This is a genomic window from Alloalcanivorax xenomutans (assembly GCF_032810065.1).
Classification (GTDB): domain Bacteria; phylum Pseudomonadota; class Gammaproteobacteria; order Pseudomonadales; family Alcanivoracaceae; genus Alloalcanivorax; species Alloalcanivorax xenomutans.
Window position 1 is genome coordinate 3,075,082 of the sequence record NZ_CP136538.1, and the last position, 20,252, is coordinate 3,095,333.

21 protein-coding genes and 1 tRNA gene are annotated in these 20,252 nt (G+C 61.9%); 8 read left to right on the forward strand and 14 right to left on the reverse strand.

Annotated features, from left to right (window positions below; genetic code table 11):
• Positions 1-4 precede the first annotated feature (4 nt).
• From pheT to RYH70_RS14140, 6 genes are all read right to left on the reverse strand, one after another.
• Positions 5-2,380 carry a phenylalanine--tRNA ligase subunit beta gene (gene pheT, locus RYH70_RS14115; protein ID WP_055099900.1) on the reverse strand — a complete coding sequence of 792 codons (2,376 nt, stop codon included), beginning with the start codon at positions 2,378-2,380 and terminating at the stop codon, positions 5-7.
• Positions 2,381-2,447: 67 nt separating this feature from the next.
• Complete coding sequence (pheS, locus tag RYH70_RS14120; protein WP_026949678.1) at positions 2,448-3,467, reverse strand: phenylalanine--tRNA ligase subunit alpha; 1,020 nt, start codon at positions 3,465-3,467, stop codon at positions 2,448-2,450.
• Between the two features lie 178 nt (positions 3,468-3,645).
• Positions 3,646-4,005, reverse strand: a complete 360-nt coding sequence (gene rplT, locus RYH70_RS14125; RefSeq protein ID WP_022996118.1) for a 50S ribosomal protein L20 — start codon at positions 4,003-4,005, stop codon at positions 3,646-3,648.
• Positions 4,006-4,048: 43 nt separating this feature from the next.
• On the reverse strand, positions 4,049-4,243 hold the full coding sequence (gene rpmI / locus RYH70_RS14130) for a 50S ribosomal protein L35 (RefSeq protein WP_022996119.1): 195 nt from the start codon (positions 4,241-4,243) through the stop codon (positions 4,049-4,051).
• Positions 4,244-4,296: 53 nt separating this feature from the next.
• Positions 4,297-4,851 carry a translation initiation factor IF-3 gene (infC, locus tag RYH70_RS14135; protein WP_022996120.1) on the reverse strand — a complete coding sequence of 185 codons (555 nt, stop codon included), beginning with the start codon at positions 4,849-4,851 and terminating at the stop codon, positions 4,297-4,299.
• A gap of 119 nt (positions 4,852-4,970) precedes the next feature.
• A tRNA-Val gene (locus RYH70_RS14140) sits at positions 4,971-5,047 on the reverse strand.
• A gap of 222 nt (positions 5,048-5,269) precedes the next feature.
• Between RYH70_RS14140 and RYH70_RS14145 the strand changes: the two genes are divergently transcribed.
• A complete protein-coding gene (locus tag RYH70_RS14145; protein ID WP_022996121.1) occupies positions 5,270-6,538 on the forward strand; it encodes an MgtC/SapB family protein in 1,269 nt (422 codons plus the stop codon).
• A 16-nt stretch (positions 6,539-6,554) separates the two neighbouring features.
• Here the strand turns inward: RYH70_RS14145 and RYH70_RS14150 are convergent, their stop codons facing one another.
• On the reverse strand, positions 6,555-7,247 hold the full coding sequence (locus RYH70_RS14150) for a GntR family transcriptional regulator (RefSeq protein ID WP_022996122.1): 693 nt from the start codon (positions 7,245-7,247) through the stop codon (positions 6,555-6,557).
• A gap of 187 nt (positions 7,248-7,434) precedes the next feature.
• Between RYH70_RS14150 and RYH70_RS14155 the strand changes: the two genes are divergently transcribed.
• The 4 genes from RYH70_RS14155 (at position 7,435) to RYH70_RS14170 (ending at position 11,027) form a co-directional block, all read left to right on the forward strand.
• Complete coding sequence (locus RYH70_RS14155; RefSeq protein ID WP_022996123.1) at positions 7,435-7,995, forward strand: hypothetical protein; 561 nt, start codon at positions 7,435-7,437, stop codon at positions 7,993-7,995.
• Between the two features lie 402 nt (positions 7,996-8,397).
• Positions 8,398-9,846 (forward strand): cytochrome ubiquinol oxidase subunit I, encoded by a 1,449-nt coding sequence (locus RYH70_RS14160; protein ID WP_022996124.1) that lies wholly within the window; start codon positions 8,398-8,400, stop codon positions 9,844-9,846.
• A 3-nt stretch (positions 9,847-9,849) separates the two neighbouring features.
• A complete protein-coding gene (gene cydB / locus RYH70_RS14165; protein WP_022996125.1) occupies positions 9,850-10,857 on the forward strand; it encodes a cytochrome d ubiquinol oxidase subunit II in 1,008 nt (335 codons plus the stop codon).
• Entirely contained in the window at positions 10,857-11,027 is a 171-nt protein-coding gene (locus tag RYH70_RS14170) for a DUF2474 domain-containing protein (RefSeq protein ID WP_022996126.1), read from the forward strand. Before cydB ends, RYH70_RS14170 begins: the two co-directional genes overlap by 1 nt.
• Positions 11,028-11,407: 380 nt before the next feature.
• On the opposite strand, the gene purC is transcribed toward RYH70_RS14170, so the two are convergent.
• From purC to dapA, 4 genes are read right to left on the reverse strand one after another with little or no spacing between them, the layout of a single operon-like run.
• Positions 11,408-12,127 carry a phosphoribosylaminoimidazolesuccinocarboxamide synthase gene (purC, locus tag RYH70_RS14175; protein ID WP_022996127.1) on the reverse strand — a complete coding sequence of 240 codons (720 nt, stop codon included), beginning with the start codon at positions 12,125-12,127 and terminating at the stop codon, positions 11,408-11,410.
• 31 nt (positions 12,128-12,158) lie between these two features.
• Complete coding sequence (locus RYH70_RS14180; RefSeq protein WP_317009313.1) at positions 12,159-12,932, reverse strand: MBL fold metallo-hydrolase; 774 nt, start codon at positions 12,930-12,932, stop codon at positions 12,159-12,161.
• 19 nt (positions 12,933-12,951) lie between these two features.
• Complete coding sequence (gene bamC / locus RYH70_RS14185; protein ID WP_258954037.1) at positions 12,952-13,590, reverse strand: outer membrane protein assembly factor BamC; 639 nt, start codon at positions 13,588-13,590, stop codon at positions 12,952-12,954.
• Entirely contained in the window at positions 13,587-14,468 is an 882-nt protein-coding gene (dapA, locus tag RYH70_RS14190; RefSeq protein ID WP_022996130.1) for a 4-hydroxy-tetrahydrodipicolinate synthase, read from the reverse strand. The genes bamC and dapA overlap by 4 nt, the downstream gene beginning before the upstream one ends.
• A gap of 276 nt (positions 14,469-14,744) precedes the next feature.
• Between dapA and RYH70_RS14195 the strand changes: the two genes are divergently transcribed.
• Complete coding sequence (locus RYH70_RS14195) at positions 14,745-15,278, forward strand: glycine cleavage system protein R (RefSeq protein WP_022996131.1); 534 nt, start codon at positions 14,745-14,747, stop codon at positions 15,276-15,278.
• A gap of 14 nt (positions 15,279-15,292) precedes the next feature.
• The gene (locus RYH70_RS14200) at positions 15,293-15,757 is read left to right on the forward strand and encodes a peroxiredoxin (protein ID WP_022996132.1); all 465 of its coding nucleotides are present in this window, start codon (positions 15,293-15,295) and stop codon (positions 15,755-15,757) included.
• A gap of 147 nt (positions 15,758-15,904) precedes the next feature.
• Here the strand turns inward: RYH70_RS14200 and RYH70_RS14205 are convergent, their stop codons facing one another.
• Together RYH70_RS14205 and RYH70_RS14210 are read right to left on the reverse strand one after the other, a co-directional pair.
• Positions 15,905-16,990, reverse strand: coding sequence for an AI-2E family transporter (locus RYH70_RS14205; RefSeq protein WP_022996133.1), 1,086 nt, complete (start codon positions 16,988-16,990; stop codon positions 15,905-15,907).
• Between the two features lie 120 nt (positions 16,991-17,110).
• Positions 17,111-17,389, reverse strand: coding sequence for a sulfurtransferase TusA family protein (locus RYH70_RS14210; RefSeq protein ID WP_022996134.1), 279 nt, complete (start codon positions 17,387-17,389; stop codon positions 17,111-17,113).
• 34 nt (positions 17,390-17,423) lie between these two features.
• Between RYH70_RS14210 and RYH70_RS14215 the strand changes: the two genes are divergently transcribed.
• Positions 17,424-18,857 carry a M48 family metalloprotease gene (locus tag RYH70_RS14215; protein ID WP_317009314.1) on the forward strand — a complete coding sequence of 478 codons (1,434 nt, stop codon included), beginning with the start codon at positions 17,424-17,426 and terminating at the stop codon, positions 18,855-18,857.
• A gap of 41 nt (positions 18,858-18,898) precedes the next feature.
• Here RYH70_RS14215 and nadA read toward each other — a convergent pair whose 3' ends face one another.
• On the reverse strand, positions 18,899-19,948 hold the full coding sequence (gene nadA, locus RYH70_RS14220) for a quinolinate synthase NadA (protein WP_026949690.1): 1,050 nt from the start codon (positions 19,946-19,948) through the stop codon (positions 18,899-18,901).
• Between the last annotated feature and the right edge of the window lie 304 nt (positions 19,949-20,252).

Sequence of the window (20,252 nt, forward strand, 5' to 3'; positions counted from 1 at the left end):
CGGTTTAGACCCTGAGATTGGCGTTAAATCGTTGTTTTAACTGGGATACTACCGCTTCGACCAGGGCATTGACCTGATCGTCCCTAAGAGTGCTGGAAGCGTCCTGGAAGGTCAAGGTCATGGCCAGGCTTTTGTAACCCTGGTCGATGTGCTCGCCCTGGTAGACATCGAATACCTGCACATCGCGCAGACGTTCGTCGCAGGTTTCCCGCACCAGTTCCAGCAGGTCCCCGGCCGCCACTTCGGTGGCCACCACGAAGGCCAGGTCCCGCTGCACGCGTGGGAATTCGGACACCGGCTGGAACCGTGGCAAACGCCCGGTCACCAGCGGTTCCAGGATCAACTCGAACAGATAAAGGTCGGCGGGCAAATCCAGTTGGGCGGCCAGACGCGGATGAATACGCCCCAGATAACCCACGGTCTCGCCATCCCGCTCCAGCCGCGCGCACTGCCCCGGATGCAAGGCCGGGTGGGTGGCGGCGACAAAGCGGAAGTCCTCGCTGGCGGACAGCGCCAGCAGGGATTCCACGTCCCCTTTCAGGTCATAGAAATCCACCGCACGCGGTTTGCTCTGCCAATGCGCCGGTGCCGCGCTGCCATAGAGCAGCCCCGCCACCATCGGCTGCTGAGTGAGTTCCTGCTCACCGGGCACGAAGCGCAGCCCGGTTTCGAACAGGCGCAGACGGTCAATTTGCCGGTTCAGGTTGCGCTGGGCGGTGGTCAGCAGGCCCGCCATCAGGGTGGTGCGCATCACACCGAGATCGGCGGAAATCGGGTTCAGCAATGCCAGAGGCGGGTGATCCGGATCCACCTGGGCCAGGATTTCCGGCGCCACGAAGCTGTAGGTGATCGCTTCCATATAGCCGCGATCGCGCAGCGCATCGGACAGCCGGCGCAGCGGCACCTTGTGTTCGTATTGCGTGTTGCCCGCGGGGGTGCCCGCCGGTACCCGGTTGGGCAGACGGTCGTAACCGTGAATCCGCGCCAGTTCCTCGATCAGGTCCTGCTCGATGGCCATGTCGAAACGCCAGCTCGGCGCGGTTACCCGCCAATGCCCCTCGCCCTGTTCACTCACGTCCATGCCAAGCCGTTGCAGAATGTCGACGATTTCTTCGTTCCGCAGGGGGCTGCCCAGCAATCGGGTGGCGTGATCGGCATACAGTTCGATGGCCGCCGGGGCCGGCAAGGACGCCGCGTCCTCGCTGCCGCTCACCGGGCCGGGACGGCCACCGGCGATCTCCAGGATCAGGGCAGTGGCGCGCTCGATGGCCCGGGCTTGCAGCGCAGGATCCACGCCACGCTCGAAGCGATGGGAAGAATCGGTGTGCAGGCCGTAGGAACGAGCTTTGCCAACAACGGCCAGCGGACTGAAGAAAGCGCATTCCAGGAACAGATCACGGGTATCAGCGGATACCGCGCTGGGGCGGCCGCCCATGATGCCGGCCAAGGCCAGTGGCCCCTGCCCATCGGCGATCACCAGGGTATCGTCGCGCAGTTCCAGAGTCTGTTCGTCCAGGGTTTCCAGCCGTTCACCGGCTTGCGCCCGGCGTACACGGATGCCGTCGCTGAGACGGTTCAGATCAAACGCGTGCAACGGCTGACCCAGTTCCAGCAGGACATAGTTGGTGACGTCCACCACCGGATCGATGGAGCGCAAACCGGCCCGGCGCAGCCGTTCCACCATCCACAGCGGCGTCGGCGCGGAAACGTCGACGTCCCGGATCACCCGGCCCAGATAACGGGGGCAGGCTTCGGCGTCGTCCACGGTCACCGGGAAAACATCATCGATCCGGGGCGCCACCGGCTCGATGGCCGGTTCATTCAGCGGCACCCGGTTGAGCACGCCCACTTCCCGGGCCACGCCGCGCAGACTCAGGCAATCCGCCCGGTTGGGGGTCAGGTCCACTTCGATGATAGTGTCGTTGAGCCCGAGATAGTCACGGATATCGGTGCCCACCGGCGCGTCTTCCGGTAGTTCAAGCAGACCGTCGATGAGGTCTTCCATGCCCAGTTCGGAGGCGCCGCAGAGCATGCCCTCGGAAGGCTGACCGCGCAGCTTGGCCTTCTTGATCTTGAAGTCGCCGGGCAACACCGCGCCGATACGGGCAAACGGCGCCTTCAGCCCTTCGCGGGCATTGGGGGCACCGCACACCACCGGGAACACCTCCGTGCCATCGTCCACTTCGCACAGACGCAGTTTGTCGGCATCCGGGTGCGGCTGGCAGCTTGTGATGCGACCCACCACCACTCCGCTGAAGGCCGGCACCACCGGCTCCACGGCGTCCACTTCCAGACCCGCCATGGTCAGTTGGTGCACCAGCGTGTCGGTATCGATGTCGGGATTAGCCCATTCCCGTAACCAGGCTTCGTTGAAACGCATTCTCGGTGTTCCTTAAATTCGGTTCGCGGCCGCTCGGCCTACGCTGCGGTATCCGGTGGTGACGCGCTCAGGCGAATTGCGAGAGCACGCGCACATCGTTTTCGAAGAACAGACGCAGATCGTTGACGCCATAGCGCAACATGGTCAGGCGTTCGATCCCCATGCCGAAAGCGAAGCCGGTGTAGCGCTCAGGATCCACGCCACCGTGCTCCAGCACTTTCGGGTGCACCATGCCGCAGCCCATGATTTCCAGCCAGCCGCTGTGAGAACACACCCGGCAGCCTTTACCGCCACAGCTCACGCAGCCCACATCCACTTCGGCACTGGGCTCGGTGAAGGGGAAGTAGCTGGGGCGGAAGCGCACCGGCAGATCATCCACTTCAAACACGAATTTGAGGAACTCCGCCACCGTGCCCTTGAGATCGGCGAAAGTGATGCCCTCGTCCACCAACAACCCTTCCACCTGGTGGAACATGGGAGTGTGGGTGAGGTCGGAGTCGCAGCGGTAAACGCGGCCCGGAGCGATGATCCGGAACGGCGGTTTACCGGCTTTCATCACCCGTACCTGTACCGGCGAGGTATGGGTGCGCAGCAGACGCCCGTCTCCGAAGTAGAAGGTGTCATGCATGGCCCGGGCCGGGTGATGATCGGGGATATTGAGCGCCTCGAAATTGTGGTAGTCGTCCTCCACTTCCGGGCCTTCGGCGATGTCGAAACCGAGCCGCAGGAAGAAATCCTCCATGCGCCGGCGCATGCGCGTCACCGGATGCAGGGCGCCAGGCATTTCGCCACGGCCCGGCAGGGTCACATCCAGCGCTTCCTCGGCGAGACGGGCATTGAGTACCTGCTCCTGCAGCAGGGACTTGCGCGCTTCGATGGCGTCCTGGACCCGTTGCTTGCCCTCGTTGATCAAAGCCCCGGCCTTGGGACGCTCTTCCGGCCCCAAACCACCCAGACTCTTGAGCAGAGCACTGATTTCCCCTTTCTTGCCCAGATAGCGGACCCGCACCTCGTCCAGAACGCGGGCGTCGCCGGCCTCGGCCACCTGCGCCAACGCTTCGCTGACCAGGGTTTCCAGGTTCTCCATCATAAAGCCTTATCCACCAGTGGTTGCTGATTTCCCCCGCCACGCCCCTGGCCCGCGGGTCGATCCCATCGCGGCCTGACGGCCACGCAAACGAAAACGGGGGAAGAGCGCGAGCTCTTCCCCCGTCGAGAGTGCCTTGTCGTTACGCTTCTGATTACAAGAGTAACGTCACAGGTGCTCAGGCGGCGAGGCTCGCTTTGGCTTTCTCAGCCAAAGCACCAAACGCGCCCAGATCACGCACGGCCAGATCGGCCAGCACTTTACGGTCGATGTCGATGGATGCCTTTTTCAGACCATCGATCAAACGGCTGTAGGACAGGCCGTTAACACGGGCCGCGGCGTTGATACGCACGATCCACAGACGACGGAACTGACGCTTGCGAACTTTACGGTCGCGATAAGCGTACTGACCCGCTTTGGTTACCGCCTGTACCGCTACGCGGAACACCCGGCTGCGCGCGCCATAGTAACCTTTGGCTTGCTTAAGGATTTTCTTGTGCCGGCGACGGGCCTGCACACCACGTTTAACTCGAGCCATTATTCAGATCTCCAAAAACCAGTTGCGATACTGAGCTGTTGGCTCAGCTATAGGGCATCATGCGTTTAACCAGGGCCACATCATTCTCGTGGACTTCCTGCTTCGGACGCAGCTGACGAATCCGCTTGGAGGACTTCTTCGTCAGAATGTGGTTTTTGAATGCCTGCTTGCGCTTGAAACCGGAGGCGGTTTTCTTGAAACGCTTTGCAGCCCCGCGGTTTGTCTTGATTTTAGGCATGGTTACCTTCTCGTTGCTGAGTACTTGATTACCTTAAGCAACCCGAATCCGGATCACTTCTTCTTTTTGCCCGGGCCGAGCACCATGATCATCTGGCGCCCTTCCATGTTCGGGCGTTGCTCGACGGAACCGTATTCCGCCAAATCCTCTTCAATCCGTGCCAGCAGCTCGCGACCGAGCTCCTGGTGCGCCATTTCCCGACCCCGGAAACGCACGGTGACCTTGGCTTTATCGCCGGTTTCGAGGAAACGCTTCAGGTTACGCAGCTTCACCTCGTAGTCGCCGGAATCCGTGCCAGGCCGGAATTTGATTTCCTTGACCTGAGTCTGGCGTTGTTTCTTGCGAGACTCCTTGGCCTTCTGTTTTTGCTCAAACAGATGCTTGCCGTAATCCATGATCCGGCAAACGGGCGGTTCCGCACCAGGGGAGATTTCCACCAGATCCAGCTGCTTCTCGGTGGCCGTTTGTAACGCTTCCTCCAGGGAAACGATACCAAGCTGCTCACCGTTTTCGTCGATCAGCCGCACTTCGCGGGCCTGGATTTGCTGATTGATGTTGGCACGCTGCTCGCGTCCCTTGCCTCCACGCTTAATGTCGTGAACCTCCACTTAGTGAATCGAAATGAGGCGAACCTCGCCCGTTTTGACGGGTAGCGCGACATTGTATGCCACGCGGCGACACCCGGACAACCCCGACGCCGGGCATCGAATCTCAAAACGGGAATGTTTGGTAGGCACGATTGGATTCGAACCAACGACCCCCACCATGTCAAGGTGGTGCTCTAACCAACTGAGCTACGTGCCTGCAGAGGGGCGCAATTTTAGGGATACGCGAGCCCCCTGGCAAGCCCTGGCGGCGGCTTTATTGACCGGACCATGGCAATAAGGGCATTCGCCATCCCGGCCGGGGACGCCTTGCCGCTATACTGCCGGGGCACCCTTGAAGGCCATTCCCGGCGAAACAGCCCCCCGCCATGAGGGCACCGCCGGGACAATCCGCCGCTCGCCCGAACCGGAATTCGACATCATGAGCGACCTCGCCTGGGAAGACACTTTGTTGATCAAGCTGGGGCTGGCACTGCTTCTCGGCCTGCTGGTGGGCATTCAGCGGGGCTGGCGGGACCGCGATCAGCCACCGGGCCAGCGGGTGGCCGGGGTGCGCACTCATGCTCTGGTGGGACTGCTGGGCGGGGTCTGCGCGGCGCTCGCGGACCATGCCGGCGGTCTGATTCTGGCCGCGGGGTTCGCCACCGTGGCGCTGGTCGGGACTTTCGCTTTCGGGATACGCGCCTATCGCGTGAGCGATTACAGCATCACCGGACTGATCGGGCTGCTGCTGACCTTCACCGTGGGCGCTCTGGCCATACTACAGGCCCCGGAGATCGCCGCCGCCGTGGCCGTGATCACCACCATCGTGCTGGACAACAAGAAGGAGGCGCATGACTTACTGCGCAAACTGCACCAGCAGGAACTGGACGCCGGCCTCAAGCTGCTGCTGATCTCGGTGGTGGTCCTGCCTCTTCTGCCCAACCAGGGCTACGGCCCGGGCGAAATGATCAATCCCTACGAGATCTGGTGGATGGTGGTGTTGATCGCCTCCATTTCCTTCGTTGGCTACTTCGCGGTACGGGTGGGAGGAACCGAGCGGGGTCTGCTGTTCACCAGCGTTTTTGCCGGCCTCAGTTCCTCCACCGCACTGACCCTGCACTTCGCCCGCCTGTCACGGAAGTCGCCACCGCTTTCGCCGCTGCTGGCGGCGGGTATCCTGCTGGCCTGCGGCACCATGTTTCCGCGCATCCTGATCTACTGCCTGCTGATCAACCGGCAGTTGCTGCCAGCGCTGGCGCCACCGGTACTGGTGATGGCCCTGCTGCTTTATCTTCCCGCCCTGGTCATCTGGTTACGTCATCGCACCGAAGCCAGCGTCGAGCAGCCCGCCTTGAAACAAAACCCGCTGGATCTGAAATCGGCCCTGTTTTTCGGCTTACTGTTGCTGATCATCATGGCCCTGGGCGCTCTGCTCCAGGAATGGTTGGGTGATACCGGCATCTACCTGCTCGCCGCCACGTCCGGCATCACCGATGTCGACGCCATCACTCTGTCACTGACCCGGCTGTCCCGCCAGGGGCTGGCCCTCGACACCGCCGTGCTGGCCATCGTGCTGGCAACGGCGGTGAATAATCTGGTGAAAACCGGCATGGCCCTGACCATCGGCGACCGTGCCCTGGGCCGCTCGGTGCTGGTCCCGATGGCGGTGTCCCTGGGCGCCGGTCTGCTCACCGCCTGGTTGCTATAAGGGCGGACCAGCACGCTCAGCGGCGGCGGGCGCTCCAGGCGGCCTCAATCTGGCGGGCACGGGTGATGGAGTCCTGCACCAGAGCACTCTGGTGCTCGGCGAACTCGCGGATGATTTCCAGCGCGGAGCGCACATCACGACGAAAGATGGTCTCCACCAGCGCTTTGAAGAACGACAGGCATTCCTTCATTTCATCGTGATCCAGATGCAATGCCATGAACCAGGTGCGCTGCAGCGCCGGTTGCAGGTTACCCAGCACTGATTCCACGTAGCTGTTGCGGGCGAAGGGATAGGCCAGTTCCAGAAAACGGAAGCACAGGGTAAAAAAGCGCTCCACGTTGCGCTCGCCGGCGGCCAGTTGCAGTTCATGAATCAGCTCGATGAACGGGTCCAGGTCCTCCTCGCGCAGGGACTTGATGGCCTTGCGGATCACCAGCCCAAGCAGCACCTGGACCAGTTCATACAGCCCCTGCACTCCGGCTTCCGTCAGTTCACGCACCACCGCGCCCCGCCGCGGCAGGATCTCGATCAGATGACGGCGCTCCAGAATCAGCAACGCCTCGCGCACCGACCCCCGGCTCACCTCCAGCTCACCGGCCACCCGCAGTTCCTGAATCCGGTCGCCGGCCAGCATTTCACCACGGATGATCTGGCCGGCCAGGTGACCGGCGATCTGCTCGGCAAGGCTTTGGTTGGCTTTGAAGGTCACGATCGTCGCATTGTTTAACAATTTGGAAGCATTGTCGGACTATACAACAGGAGATCAAGCAACACAGCGCCCTGTTTACGTAACGGTTTGCAATTATCGGCATTCAGCCCGGTGACAAGTTCATCCCGGTCTGGTTAGCTCAAGGGGAAGTCCCCGACCGGACTGGGGCACAGAGGAGGACGGGTCAGTGGACACCGTGTCGATGCATCAGGCTCTGATTACTGAATTACCGCTGGTGGACGCCCTGTTCGACCAGTACGCGGAGCGCTTTGGCCGTGACCAGACCGCCTATCGCAACCATGTCTATCGCCTGGTCAATCTGGTGGCGCTGCAGCAGCCGCTGACGGAAGACACCCTGGAAAAACTACAGGTCGCGGCCTTCTTCCATGACGCCGGCATCTGGCTGGCCGGCACCTTCAATTACCTGAGCCCTTCCGCCCGTCTGGCCTGCCACTATCTCCATGAGACCGGCCGTGGAGCCTGGAGCGCGGAGGTTCAGGACATGATCCTGGATCATCATAAGCTCAGCGCCTGCGAGCCCGGCAAGACAGCGCTGGTGGAGGCATTCCGCCGCGCCGACTGGATCGATCTGTCCCGGGGGCTGCTGCGCTTTACCGTGCCGCGTCCGGCTCTGCGCGCGGTGCTGCGCCGCTTCCCCAACGCCGGCTTCCACCGCCGGCTGCTGACGCTGTTCCTGCGTCAGATGGCCACCGAGCCCTGGCGTCCTTTGCCGATGCTGCGGCGTTAGCTTTCGCTGCCCCTCTTCCTCATCCCGGTCCTTTCTTTTAAGGGAGCGTCTGCACGCCAATTCGCCGCCAGGGCGGCTCCCACAGGGGCGTCAGAGCCCGTGGAGAGTCGCCGGTCAGAATTCCAGGACACGCTACAAGCACATCCATGTGGGCTCGGGTTTGGCCTTCCCTGGCCAAGCACGGTCATGGAATTCATGACCGGCGACTCTCCTTACCTGCACAAAGGCCCCCTTGGACATTCGGTCCAAGGACACAATGCCCAAGGACACTCTGCCCAGGTTCCGGCATCCGCCCTTCTTGCTAGCCTTTAGAGGATTCTTGAACGGGGGCGGCGACGCCACCCGATTCTTTGCCCGTTGGGCCGGGGCGTGAGCCCCATTGCCGCCGGAAGGAGTACGCCCATGTCTGACGCCCTGGCGCTGGACCTTGCCCGTCTGCAGTTCGCCTTCACCATCTCGTTCCATATCATTTTTCCCGCCATCACCATTGGTCTGGCCAGTTATCTGGCGGTACTCGAAGGGCTCTGGCTGTATCGAAAGGACACCGTCTACCGCGATCTCTACCATTTCTGGAGCAAGGTGTTCGCTGTCAACTTCGGCATGGGCGTGGTCTCGGGCCTGGTCATGGCCTACCAGTTCGGCACCAACTGGAGCTTCTTTTCCGAGTTCGCGGGCAGCATCACCGGCCCGCTGTTGACCTATGAAGTGTTGACGGCCTTTTTCCTGGAGGCGGGTTTTCTCGGCATCATGCTGTTCGGCTGGAACCGGGTGGGCCCCGGCCTGCATTTCTTCTCCACCGTGGTGGTGGCGATCGGCACTCTGATTTCCACGTTCTGGATCCTGGCTTCCAACAGTTGGATGCAAACCCCCCAGGGGCACGAGATCATCGACGGCGTGGTGGTGCCAGTGAACTGGTTCGAGGTCATCTTCAACCCCTCCTTCCCCTACCGCCTGCTGCACATGAGTGTGGCCGCCTTCCTTGCCACCGCCCTGTTCGTCGGCGCTTCCGCCGCCTGGCACCTGCTGCGGCGACGCGATAATCCGGCGGTGAAAAAGATGTTCTCCATGGCCATGTGGATGCTGATCGTGGTGGCGCCGATCCAGGCGCTGATCGGCGATGCTCACGGTTTGAACACCCTGGAACATCAGCCAGCCAAGGTAGCCGCCATGGAGGGCCATTGGGGCGGCGACGAACACGCGGCTGGCGAGGGGGTACCGATGATCCTGTTCGGCTGGCCGGACATGGAAGCGGAAACCACCCGTTTCGCCGTGGAGATTCCGCGACTCGCCAGTCTGATCCTGACACACAGCTGGGACGGCGCCATCGCCGGCTTGAAGGATTTTCCAGCGGAAGATCGCCCCAATGTGCCGGTGGTGTTCTGGTCGTTCCGGGTGATGGTCGGTCTTGGATTGTTGATGATCGCGCTTGGAGGCTACGCCCTGTGGCAGCGCTGGCGCGGACGCCTCTATGACCATCCCTGGCTGCTGCGCTTCGCGCTGGTAATGGGCCCCGCCGGCCTGGTCGCCATTCTGGCCGGGTGGTACACCACCGAAGTGGGCCGTCAGCCCTGGGTGGTGTACGGGCTGCTCCGCACCGCCGATGCCGTATCTCCCCATCCTCCAGGCCAACTGGCGCTGTCCTTGTCGCTGTTCGTACTGGTCTATCTTTTCGTGTTCGGCGCCGGCATCGCCTACATGCTGCGATTGGTGCGCAAGGGGCCGGTGATCAGCGAAGGAGAACGGGAAGCCCATGGCGGCCCCGGCCAGTATCGCCAGCCCATGCGGCCCTTGTCCGCCGTGGAGGACGACGACGGCGATGCCGGGCATCCACAACCGCACACCAGGAGCTGAACCATGGGTATCGATCTTCCTTTACTGTGGGCCCTCATCATCGGCTTCGGGGTGATGATGTATGTGATCATGGACGGCTTCGATCTCGGCATCGGTATCCTCTATCCGTTTTTGCCGGACAAGCATGATCGGGACGTGGCCATGAACACGGTGGCGCCGGTCTGGGATGGCAACGAGACCTGGCTGGTGCTCGGCGGTGCCGGCCTGTTCGCCGCCTTCCCGATGGTCTACTCGGTGGTCCTCACCGCGCTCTACCTGCCGTTGATTTTCATGCTGCTGGGGCTGATCTTCCGCGGCATCGCTTTTGAGTTCCGCTTCAAGGCCCGCGAGCACGAGCGGCCGATATGGGACAAGGCGTTCATCGGCGGTTCGCTGGCAGCCACCTTCTTTCAGGGTGTGGTGTTGGGTGCCTTCATCAACGGCCTGCCGATGGAGAACGGTACCTACACCGGTGGCGCTTTCGATTGGTTCGCGCCTTTCCCGCTGTTCACCGGGGTTGGCCTGGTGTTCGCCTACGCCTTGCTGGGCAGCACCTGGCTGCTGATGAAAACCGAAGGTCCCCTGCAAGACCGCATGCGCCGCCTGACCTATCCGCTGACCTGGGTGATGCTGGCCCTGATTACCGTTATCAGCGTGTGGACGCCAATCGCGCACCCGCAAATCGCCGAGCGCTGGTTCAGCTTTCCCAATGTTTTCTGGTTCTCGCCGATTCCATTGCTGGTGGTGTTATGCGCCACGCTCATGCTCAAGGGATTGCAACAGGGCGCCCAGGTTTCGCCATTCATTTACACCCTGATATTGATCTTCCTCGGCTACAGTGGCCTGGCGGTAAGCGGCTGGCCGCACATCCTGCCACCGGACGTGACGCTGTGGGAGGCCGCCGCGCCACCACAAAGCCTCGGCTTCACCCTGGTGGGGGCCTTGTTCATTATCCCCTTCATCCTGATGTACACGGCCCTGGCTTACTACGTGTTCCGTGGCAAAGTCCGGCCGGAGGACGGTTACCACTGATGGCAAGCCAGCAAATGGAACACGCTCAAACCACCAAAGCCGCCTCGCCCTCCTGGCCGAAACGGCTGGGATGGATGGCGCTGATCTGGAGTGCCAGTGTGCTGGCGCTCGGTTTCGCCGCCGGTTTGATGCGCCTGTTCATGAACGCCCTGGGACTGCACGGCGGCTGAAATTGATCAGGGTTTATGCACCGGCAAGTTACTCACAGAATCTGTGGATAACTCTGTGCACAGACTGTCATCAACTGTCGCCAGGCCCCATTTACCCTGACATTTCGACAGAATGACGAAAAAGTATCCATAAAATTAAACTCCTTTTAAATCAAGGAGTTAAATATCGACCCAAGAAAAAACAACAACTTGCGCCAGGCAGCTTCAGCACATTGTGAAATTTTCGTTACCTTGTGCAAAACCGTAACGCCGAACGCACTGATATGGCGCTGGAAGCAGGCCCCAGGGGTGGGCGGGAGAGGAAACGGGCAGGCGGGAACGGGCAACAATCACGGTCCTCTCCCGTAGCGGAAAAGGACCGCGATGGAATTCAGGCCGGGTCAGTCGTACTGGAAGGTGATACCGAGGCGGTGGCCCACCTCTTCATAGGCCTCCACCACATTGCCCAGCCCCTGACGGAAACGGTCCTTGTCCATTTTCTCACGGGTGTCCTTGTCCCACAGGCGGCAGCCGTCCGGGGAGAACTCGTCGCCCAGCACCACCTCGCCGTGAAACAGACCGAACTCCAGTTTGTAGTCCACCAGCAGCATGTTGGCGTCCAGGAACAGCTGCTTGAGCACGTCGTTCACCTTGAAGGTCAATTCCTTCATTTTTTCCAGGTGCTCGGGTTCGGCCCAGCCGAAGCTGCGCGCGTGATATTCGTTGACCATCGGATCACCGAGGGCGTCGTCCTTGAGGAACAGCTCGAAAGTGGGCGGATTCAGTTCCTTGCCCTCCTCCACGCCCAGGCGGCGCACGATGGACCCGGCGGCGATGTTACGCACCACGCATTCCAGCGGGATCATCTCCAGCTTCTTCACCACGCATTCGTTGTTGGACAGCAGCTTCTCGAAGTGCGTGGGAATACCGGCGGCCTGGAGCTTTTCCATGATGGCGGCGTTGAACTGATTGTTCACCGCGCCCTTACGGTCCAGCGCCTCTTTCTTCTTGCCGTCAAAAGCAGAGGTGTCGTTGCGAAACACGATCACCAGCTTGTCGGCGTCGTCGGTGGTGTATACGGACTTGGCCTTGCCGGCGTAGAGTTCGTCACGTTTTTCCATGGGGTACCTGCTTTGACCTCGTGATCCTGCGCTAGGAAACATCCAGCCAGTCAAACCCGCCGGTCTGGCTGGCCACCTGAATTCGCTCCCGGCCCTGCTCCATGACCTGATGGATCTCCCACAGAGCATGATCGGGAGTGTTATTTTGCTCGCTCAAGTGCGACAGCACGAGATGTTGCAAGCGATCCACATTGCACTGTGCCAGCATCGCCGCCGCCTGCTGATTGCTCAAGTGCCCCAGATGCCCCCCGACCCGGCGCTTCAGCGACGGCGGGTAAGGGCCGTTGGCGAGCAATTCCGGCTCGTGGTTACATTCCAGCACCAGCGCGTCGCATTCCGCATAGGCCTGCAGCACGTGCGGGGTTACCGAGCCCAGGTCGGTGAGCACGCCCACCTCCCGTTGCCGCCATGAGAACCGGTATTGGCACGGCTCACGGGCATCGTGCGGCACGGTCACCGGCGTCACCGCCAGGGCACCTATCTGGAAGGGCCGTCCGGGGCGCACTTCATGCCAGTCACAGCGATGGAGATCCGCCGCTTTTCCGGTTACCGCCCGAGCGGTGCCAAAGGTGCTGTAAACCGGAAGCCGGTACCGGCGGGCCAAGGCGCCCACGCCGCGAATGTGATCGCCATGCTCGTGGGTGACCAGAATGGCACCGAGATCGGCGCCGCCAAGACCGCGCTTGGCCAGGCGGCGCTCGGTTTCCTTGACGGTAAAGCCGCAATCCACCAGCACCAGGCAGTCGCCGGCGGACACCAGGGTGCCGTTGCCTTTACTGCCACTGCCCAGGGAAGCCAGGCGCACCGCGGCCTTCCGCCGGCGCCTAGCGCCGGATACCCGAGCCGATACGTTGCAGCTCGCCGTACAGACTTTCCAATACCGCCAGGCTCCCGGCTTTATCCGCCAGCGCGGTGCCTTCGGCGTTCATCAGGGCCACCTGAATACCATTGGTGGTATGGCTGAGCTTGAGCTGAGCCTCCGCCGGCTGGAGCTGATAACGTTCCGGCGTGGTGAGGAAGAACACGCCCTGGTCGCGGTTACGGTCGGTGACGCGCAGATCAGTCTGCGTCAGAGCCTGCCCCACGCTTTCCCAGGCTTGCGCATAGCGGTCCGGCATCATGATGATCGGGTAACCGGTACCGTCCTTCGCCAGCACCGCCCTGGCGCCGGCCGGCGACGCCGGCACCGGCGTCTGGTCGCCGCCTTCCGGCACCGCGCCGACCAGATCCGGCGGTTTCGGTGCCTGGAAGCTGCGTTCGCCATCCTCGGCGGTGAGCCGCTGATCGGCGTCCGGCACTTCATACAGAGGGGATTGGCCGATGAAGACCCAGCCGTCCGGCACGGTCATCGGTTCCACCACCTCGGCTTCGCGATACTTCAGACTTTGATTCGGAATCAAACCACAGCCGGCCACCATACCCGTGGTGGCCAGCGCGACAACAGTAAGCCAGCGCTGCATCATGCCTCCAGGAGCCCGCTACGACGCAGCGTTTCACGCAAGCGCGGTTGTGCGGCCTCCGACAATGTAACCAGGGGCAACCGGATTCCCCGGTCGATCATCCCCATCTCATAAAGCGCCCATTTCACGGGGATCGGGTTCGCTTCGATAAACAGATCACGATTCAGGGGCTCAAGTTCCGCATTCAATGCACGGGCACCATCAGCATCGCCACTCAGCGCCGCGTCACAGAGCCGCGCCATTTTCGCCGGCGCCACGTTGGCGGTGACGGAAATGTTGCCATCGCCGCCAGCCAGCATCAGCTCGCAAGCGGTGGCGTCGTCACCGGAATAGACCATGAAATCCGGGCCGCAGCGTTCACGGATCTCCCGCGCCCGTTCCAGATTACCGGTGGCTTCCTTGATGCCGACGATGTTCGGCACCCGGCACAGGCGCTCCACTGTCTCCGGCAACAGATCACAGGAGGTGCGCCCGGGCACGTTGTACAGGATCTGGGGAATATCCACCGCCCGCGCCACGGCCAGAAAGTGCTGATACAGGCCTTCCTGGGGCGGCTTGTTGTAGTACGGGGTCACCAGCAGGCAGGCATCGGCGCCGTCGCGTTTGGCGTCACGGGTCAGGCGAATGGCTTCCTCGGTATTATTGGCCCCGGTACCGGCGATGACCGGAATCCGTTTATTGGCCACGGCCACCACCTCACGGATCACGCTGTCGTGTTCCTCGAAGCCGAGGGTAGCGGATTCACCGGTGGTGCCCACCGCCACGATGGCGTGGGTGCCCTGCTCGACGTGCCAGTCGACCAGGTTACGCAACCGCTCCCAGTCCACCGAGCCGTCTTCCCGCATCGGGGTGACCAGCGCCACAATACTGCCGCGAATCATGCCGTCATCTCCTGCCTGGCCCGTTGAGAGCCTGTTCGTTTTAGCGCACAGACGCTTGAGAACCGTGGTTCCCCAAACCGCGTATGGTACCCCTCCGCGCTTGGCCTGAACAATATCAATTCGCCGGAAAAGGCACCGGCACGGGGCATTCCCGGAACATTCCCGGAGCATCGGAGCGAGGTTTCGGTCCCCGACCAGTAGCGTTAAGCTACTGCCTTCCCGCTTGCCGACGTTCCACCGACGTTAGCAAGTTTTTACGCTTGCGAGGATCCCATCATGGCCACTGAGTCACTGATCGTCATTTCCGCCCTTGGCTCCGACCGGCCGGGCATCGTCCATGCCCTGTCCAGGACCGTGCTGGAGTACGGCGGCAACATTCTGGACTCGCGCATGACCCTGCTGGGCGGCGAGTTCGCGGTGCTGATGCTGGTGGCGGCGGAGGAAGATGCCCTGGCGCGTCTGGAACAGGACCGCGCCACCCTGGAAGGCAAGCTGGATCTGGCGTTGACGCTGAAACGCACCCGCAGCGGCGATACCGGGCAGCAGGCGCTGCCCTACGAGGTCGAGGTCGTGGCCATGGACCACCCGGGCATCGTCCATGAAATCGCCGAGTTCTTCTCCGGACGCGGCATCAATATCGCCGACCTCACCACCGGCACCTACGCCGCGCCCCATACCGGCACCGCCATGTTCCGACTGCACCTGGCACTGAGTATTCCCACCGAACACTCGGTGGCACGCCTGCGCGAGGCCTTCCTGGACTTCTGCGAAGGCCGCAACCTGGACGCCACCATGACCCCGAAACGATAGAGGACAGACGCCCCATGACCGTAGAACTGGACAAGCCGGTCCCCGACTTTTCCGCTCCAGCCACCAGCGACACCACCTTCACTCTCAGTGACTGGCAGGGCCGGAATCTGGTGCTGTACTTCTACCCGAAAGACAGCACCCCCGGCTGCACCACCGAGGGCCAGAACTTCCGCGATCAGTATGCCGCCTTCCAGAAAGCCGGCTGCGAGGTGTTCGGCATCTCCAAGGATTCCCTACGCCGCCACGAAAACTTCAAGGCCAAGCAGGCCTTTCCCTTCGAGTTGATCAGTGACGAGGACGAGACCGTCTGCCGTCTGTTCGACGTGATCAAACTGAAGAAGATGTACGGCAAGGAATTCGAAGGCATCGAACGCAGCACCTTCCTGATCGACGCCAAGGGCGTACTGCGCAAGGAATGGCGCAAGGTCAAGGTCAAGGACCACGTGGACGAGGTGCTGGAAGCGGCAAAAACGCTCTGAGCCCGGGGAGAGTCGGCGGTCAGCGTTCCAGGACCGTGTTTGGCCAGGGAAGGCCAAACACGAGCCCACATGGATGTGCTTGTAGCGTGTCCTGGAACGCTGACCGTCGGCTCTCCTCTCCTGGCAAGAGGCACCTTGACCCCCCCATTATTCGGCTGCGGGTAGTTCCTGGGGCTTTTCCTTCTCCTCCCGCGGCCAGGCGTTGAGCACCGCTTTCAGCAGCGTGGCCAACGGAATGGCGAAGAACACCCCCCACAGCCCCCAGATCCCGCCGAAGAACAGAATGGCGACGATGATCGCCACCGGGTGCAGATTGACCGCTTCGGAAAACAGCAGCGGCACCAGGATGTTGCCGTCCAGGAACTGAATCACCCCGTATATCACCATCACCAGGGCGAAGTCTCCGCTCCAGCCGAACTGGGCATAGCCCACCGCCGCCACCGGCAAGGTCACCAGGGTGGCCCCCACATAGGGGACAATGACCGACAAACCCACCATCACCGCCAGCAATAGCGCGTAATTGAGATCCAGTAACAGGAACGCCACGAAACTCGCCGTTCCCACCACCAGGATTTCGATGGCCTTGCCACGCACATAGTTGGCGATCTGGCCGTCCATCTCCTGCCAAACCCGGCCCAGCACGTTGCGACGGGAAGGCAGCAGCCCGAGCAGCCAGGACACCAGTGCCTGCCGGTCCTTGAGGAAAAAGAACACCAGCAGCGGCACCAGCACCAGAAACACCAGAATCTCCAACAAGTTGGGAATCGATGACAGCGACAACGACAGCACCGCCTGTCCGAATTGGGCCAGTTCGCGCTGGGCGGAGTTGACCAGGATGTTCACCTGCTCCATGGAAATCACTTCCGGGTATTGCTCTGGCAATGCCCGCAACCACTGCTCACTGTTCTTGAGCACGTGAGGAAGCTGATCCCGCACCAACATCACCGTCTGTTGCCACACCATCGGCAACAGCACCACCAGGGTGGCCACCAGGCCGCCAAGGAACAGCAGGAACACCAGCGTCACCGACAGCAGAGAAGGCAACCCGCGCCGTTCCAGGGCACTGACCAGCCCCTGCATCAGATAGGCCAGCACCAACGCCGCCAGCACCGGCGCCAGGATGTTGCCGAACAGCAGGATAACGGCCAGCCCACCCACCAGGGCCACCAGCAGATAGACCGCTTCTTCATCGGCAAACCAGCGTTCCATCCAGCCCTTGAACACTTTGAACATCGAGTGCCTTCCTTATTAAAACCGGGTATCGGATTATCAGAGCCTGTTCATAACCTTTACGCCGCCACGGCGTAAAGAGCTCTCGGAGGGGTTGATAGTTCCGTGTAATTTACACAGTCTCTATGCGCCGTCACCGGCGGCCCCACAGCGTATCAAAAACTCGAATTCGCCCTCCGCCTCGCCATCGCGAACCAGATCATGAGGTGATTGTCGAAGATAGGCGGGAATATCCCTTGCCGAACCGGCATCGGAGGCGAGTACCCGCAACATCTGCCCCGGCGCCAGATGACGCAGGGCCTGGCGGGTTTTCAGTAACGGCAGGGGGCATTGCAGCCCCCTGGCGTCCAGGGTCTGATGAACGGTCATCGGATCCTCGGAATTGTGTCGGGTGCCATCCATCAAAGGGTGCCATCCTTATATCAGGAGTTATTTTGTGATCCGTGCCATGCACGCTCTGATACTTTGCCTGGTGGTGGTGCTCGCCGCGCCACCCGGCCGCGCCCAGGATCTGCCCGATCTCGGTGACCCGGCGGCGGCGCTGCTGTCCACGGACCAGGAGTACCGGCTGGGCCGCAGCTGGCTGCGCAGCCTGCGCGGCAAGACACCGATCATGACCGATCCACTGGTACAAGACTACGTGGAAAACCTGGTTTACCGGCTGGCTTCGTTCAGTGACCTGCACGAACCCAATCTTTCCATCGTGGTGATCAACAGCCGGGCCATCAATGCTTTCGCGGTGCCCGGTGGCGTCATCGGCCTCAACGCCGGCCTGTTTCTCAACGCCGGATCCATGGATGAGGTGGCCAGTGTAGTGGCCCACGAAATCGCCCACGTCAGTCAACGCCATTTTACCCGTCGCTACGTGGATTCCCAGCGCACCAACATCGCCATGCTGGCGGCCATGCTGGCCAGCATCGCGGTGGCGGTGGCCGGCGATGCTCAAGCCGGCATGGCCGGCATGGCCGCCACCCAGGCCGGGGTGATCCAGTCTCAACTGGCCTACTCCCGCCACCACGAACGCGAAGCCGACCGGGTTGGCATGCAGACTCTGGTCTCGGCCGGCCTGGACCCGAACGCCATGCCCCGTTTCTTTGAACGGCTGGTGGAGCAGCAACAATTCGCCGGCGATCCGCCAGAGTTTCTGCTCACTCACCCGGTTACCGAAAGCCGGGTGGCGGACAGCCGCGCCCGGGCCCGTAACCTGCCTCACCCGAAACAGGAGACCTCCCTGCCCTTCGAGCTGGTACGCGCCCGTATCCAGGCCTCCTTCTTCGACGATTATCAGCGTGCCGAAGCCTACTTCCAGAAACGGCTGAACAACGGCGACGCCAAGCAGCGGGAGGCGGCCCGCTATGGCCTCGCCATGTCGGCCCTGTACGACAAAAAATACGACCTGGCCCGACGCCAGCTGGAACAACTGCGCCAGCAGGACCGCACCGAACTGTGGTACCCGCTGGGCCTGGCGGAAGTGGCGCTGGCGGAAGGCGACTATCCCCGTGCCATCGAGATGGCCCAGTGGGTGCAGAAGATCAACCCGGAGGGCTACCCCAGCTCGGTACTTCTGGCACGGGCGTATCTTTATTCCAAACAGCCGGAAAAAGCGGTGCCGGTGCTGGAACCTCTACTACGGCAGCGCCCGGATGATCCCATGCTGTGGTCCATGGCGGCGGATGCCTGGGGCAACAGCGGGGAACTGGCGCGCGCTCATCGGGGCCGGGCCGAATACGCTTTCCTCCGCAGCCGGGACCGCGAGGCCAAGCAACAAATGCAGTTTGCCCTGAAGGAAGCCAGCGGACAGTTTGCCCTGCGCAGCGCTCTGAATGCGCGTCTCAAGGAAATGGAGCGGCTTTCCGAAGAGGAATTTTGACAGCGGTCCGGAACACAGTCCCGGAACCGCCGCCCATTCGATCAGCGTTTCAGGCTCTTGCCGAAATCCAGCATCCGGTCCAAAGGCACCATGGCCCGACGGGCCAGGTCCGGATCGACGAAGATTTCCTGCCCGCATCCGTTTTCATCCTGCAGCACCGCCAGGGTATTTTCCAGACCGTTCATGGCCATCCACGGACAATGGGCGCAACTGCGGCATGTGGCGCCGCTGCCGGCGGTGGGCGCTTCGATGAAGGTCTTCTCCGGCGCCAACTGCTGCATCTTGTAGAAGATGCCCTTGTCGGTGGCGACGATGAAGGTGTCGTTGGGCATCTCGGTGGCGGCTTTGATCAGCTGCGAGGTGGAACCCACCACATCGGCGATGGCCACCACCGATGCCGGCGATTCCGGGTGCACCAGCACGGCGGCACCGGGATGCGCGGCTTTCAGGTCTTCCACACCGCGCGCCTTGAACTCCTCGTGGACGATACAGGCGCCGTCCCAACAGAGCACATCGGCACCGGTCTTGTCGCGCACATAGGCCCCCAGGTGCTGGTCCGGCGCCCATAGAATCTTCTCGCCGCGCTGGTCCAGGTACTCGATCAGTTCCACCGCGATGGAAGACGTCACCACCCAGTCCGCCCGGGCTTTCACCGCCGCCGAGGTGTTGGCGTAAACCACCACGGTACGGTCCGGATGCTGTTCGCAGAAGGCGGCGAACTCATCCTCCGGACAGCCGATATCCAGGGAACAGGTGGCTTCCAGAGTGGGCATGAACACCCGCTTTTCCGGGCTGAGAATCTTCGCCGTCTCGCCCATGAAACGCACACCGGCCACGATCAGGGTACTGGCCGGATGCTCCTTGCCGAAGCGGGCCATTTCCAGGGAATCCGCCACGCAACCGCCGGTTTCCTCGGCCAGAGCCTGGATCTCCGGATCAGTGTAATAGTGCGCCACCATCACCGCGTCGCGGGCCTGTAACTTCTCTTTAATCCGCTCGCGGTAGAATTCCCGCTGTTCCAGGGTCATCTCCTGCTCGCCACCGGCATGGGCCAGATGGGCGCGGACCAGTTCTTTAGCCTGAGCACTCATATCGCATCGCCGCCCCGTGTGAGGATCGGAAAGCCGACAATCGGTCCGGATCGGACCCTCGTCGCTGTCCCGGTGGCCATCAAGGATGTTGATGCCACCAGGGGGGCGAATCATACCACAGCCAAGGATGGGATCACGGCGGGTGCCGTCAAGAGTATGGTGTAAAACGCCGCGAGCCCCGGATTCACTGCCTTCCGGGCTCAGAATAAAGCATTTTATGCATATAAAATGAGACTGAAATGCCGCCATCCCGGGCTCATGGTGGTCTTAACATTGCCAGGCGCAATGTTTAACGTTGCTCGGC

Excerpts from the sequence above, each read along its gene's own strand:
- RYH70_RS14145 (WP_022996121.1), top strand. The coding sequence starts at position 5,270 with ATGAGCGACCTCGCCTGGGAAGACACTTTGTTGATCAAGCTGGGGCTG.
- RYH70_RS14210 (WP_022996134.1), bottom strand. The coding sequence starts at position 17,389 with ATGGATGGCACCCGACACAATTCCGAGGATCCGATGACCGTTCATCAG.
- RYH70_RS14170 (WP_022996126.1), top strand. The coding sequence starts at position 10,857 with ATGGCAAGCCAGCAAATGGAACACGCTCAAACCACCAAAGCCGCCTCG.
- RYH70_RS14200 (WP_022996132.1), top strand. The coding sequence starts at position 15,293 with ATGACCGTAGAACTGGACAAGCCGGTCCCCGACTTTTCCGCTCCAGCC.
- RYH70_RS14205 (WP_022996133.1), bottom strand. The coding sequence starts at position 16,990 with ATGTTCAAAGTGTTCAAGGGCTGGATGGAACGCTGGTTTGCCGATGAA.
- rplT (WP_022996118.1), bottom strand. The coding sequence starts at position 4,005 with ATGGCTCGAGTTAAACGTGGTGTGCAGGCCCGTCGCCGGCACAAGAAA.
- RYH70_RS14195 (WP_022996131.1), top strand. The coding sequence starts at position 14,745 with ATGGCCACTGAGTCACTGATCGTCATTTCCGCCCTTGGCTCCGACCGG.
- cydB (WP_022996125.1), top strand. The coding sequence starts at position 9,850 with ATGGGTATCGATCTTCCTTTACTGTGGGCCCTCATCATCGGCTTCGGG.
- nadA (WP_026949690.1), bottom strand. The coding sequence starts at position 19,948 with ATGAGTGCTCAGGCTAAAGAACTGGTCCGCGCCCATCTGGCCCATGCC.
- purC (WP_022996127.1), bottom strand. The coding sequence starts at position 12,127 with ATGGAAAAACGTGACGAACTCTACGCCGGCAAGGCCAAGTCCGTATAC.
- dapA (WP_022996130.1), bottom strand. The coding sequence starts at position 14,468 with ATGATTCGCGGCAGTATTGTGGCGCTGGTCACCCCGATGCGGGAAGAC.
- bamC (WP_258954037.1), bottom strand. The coding sequence starts at position 13,590 with ATGATGCAGCGCTGGCTTACTGTTGTCGCGCTGGCCACCACGGGTATG.
- rpmI (WP_022996119.1), bottom strand. The coding sequence starts at position 4,243 with ATGCCTAAAATCAAGACAAACCGCGGGGCTGCAAAGCGTTTCAAGAAA.
- pheT (WP_055099900.1), bottom strand. The coding sequence starts at position 2,380 with ATGCGTTTCAACGAAGCCTGGTTACGGGAATGGGCTAATCCCGACATC.
- pheS (WP_026949678.1), bottom strand. The coding sequence starts at position 3,467 with ATGGAGAACCTGGAAACCCTGGTCAGCGAAGCGTTGGCGCAGGTGGCC.
- RYH70_RS14160 (WP_022996124.1), top strand. The coding sequence starts at position 8,398 with ATGTCTGACGCCCTGGCGCTGGACCTTGCCCGTCTGCAGTTCGCCTTC.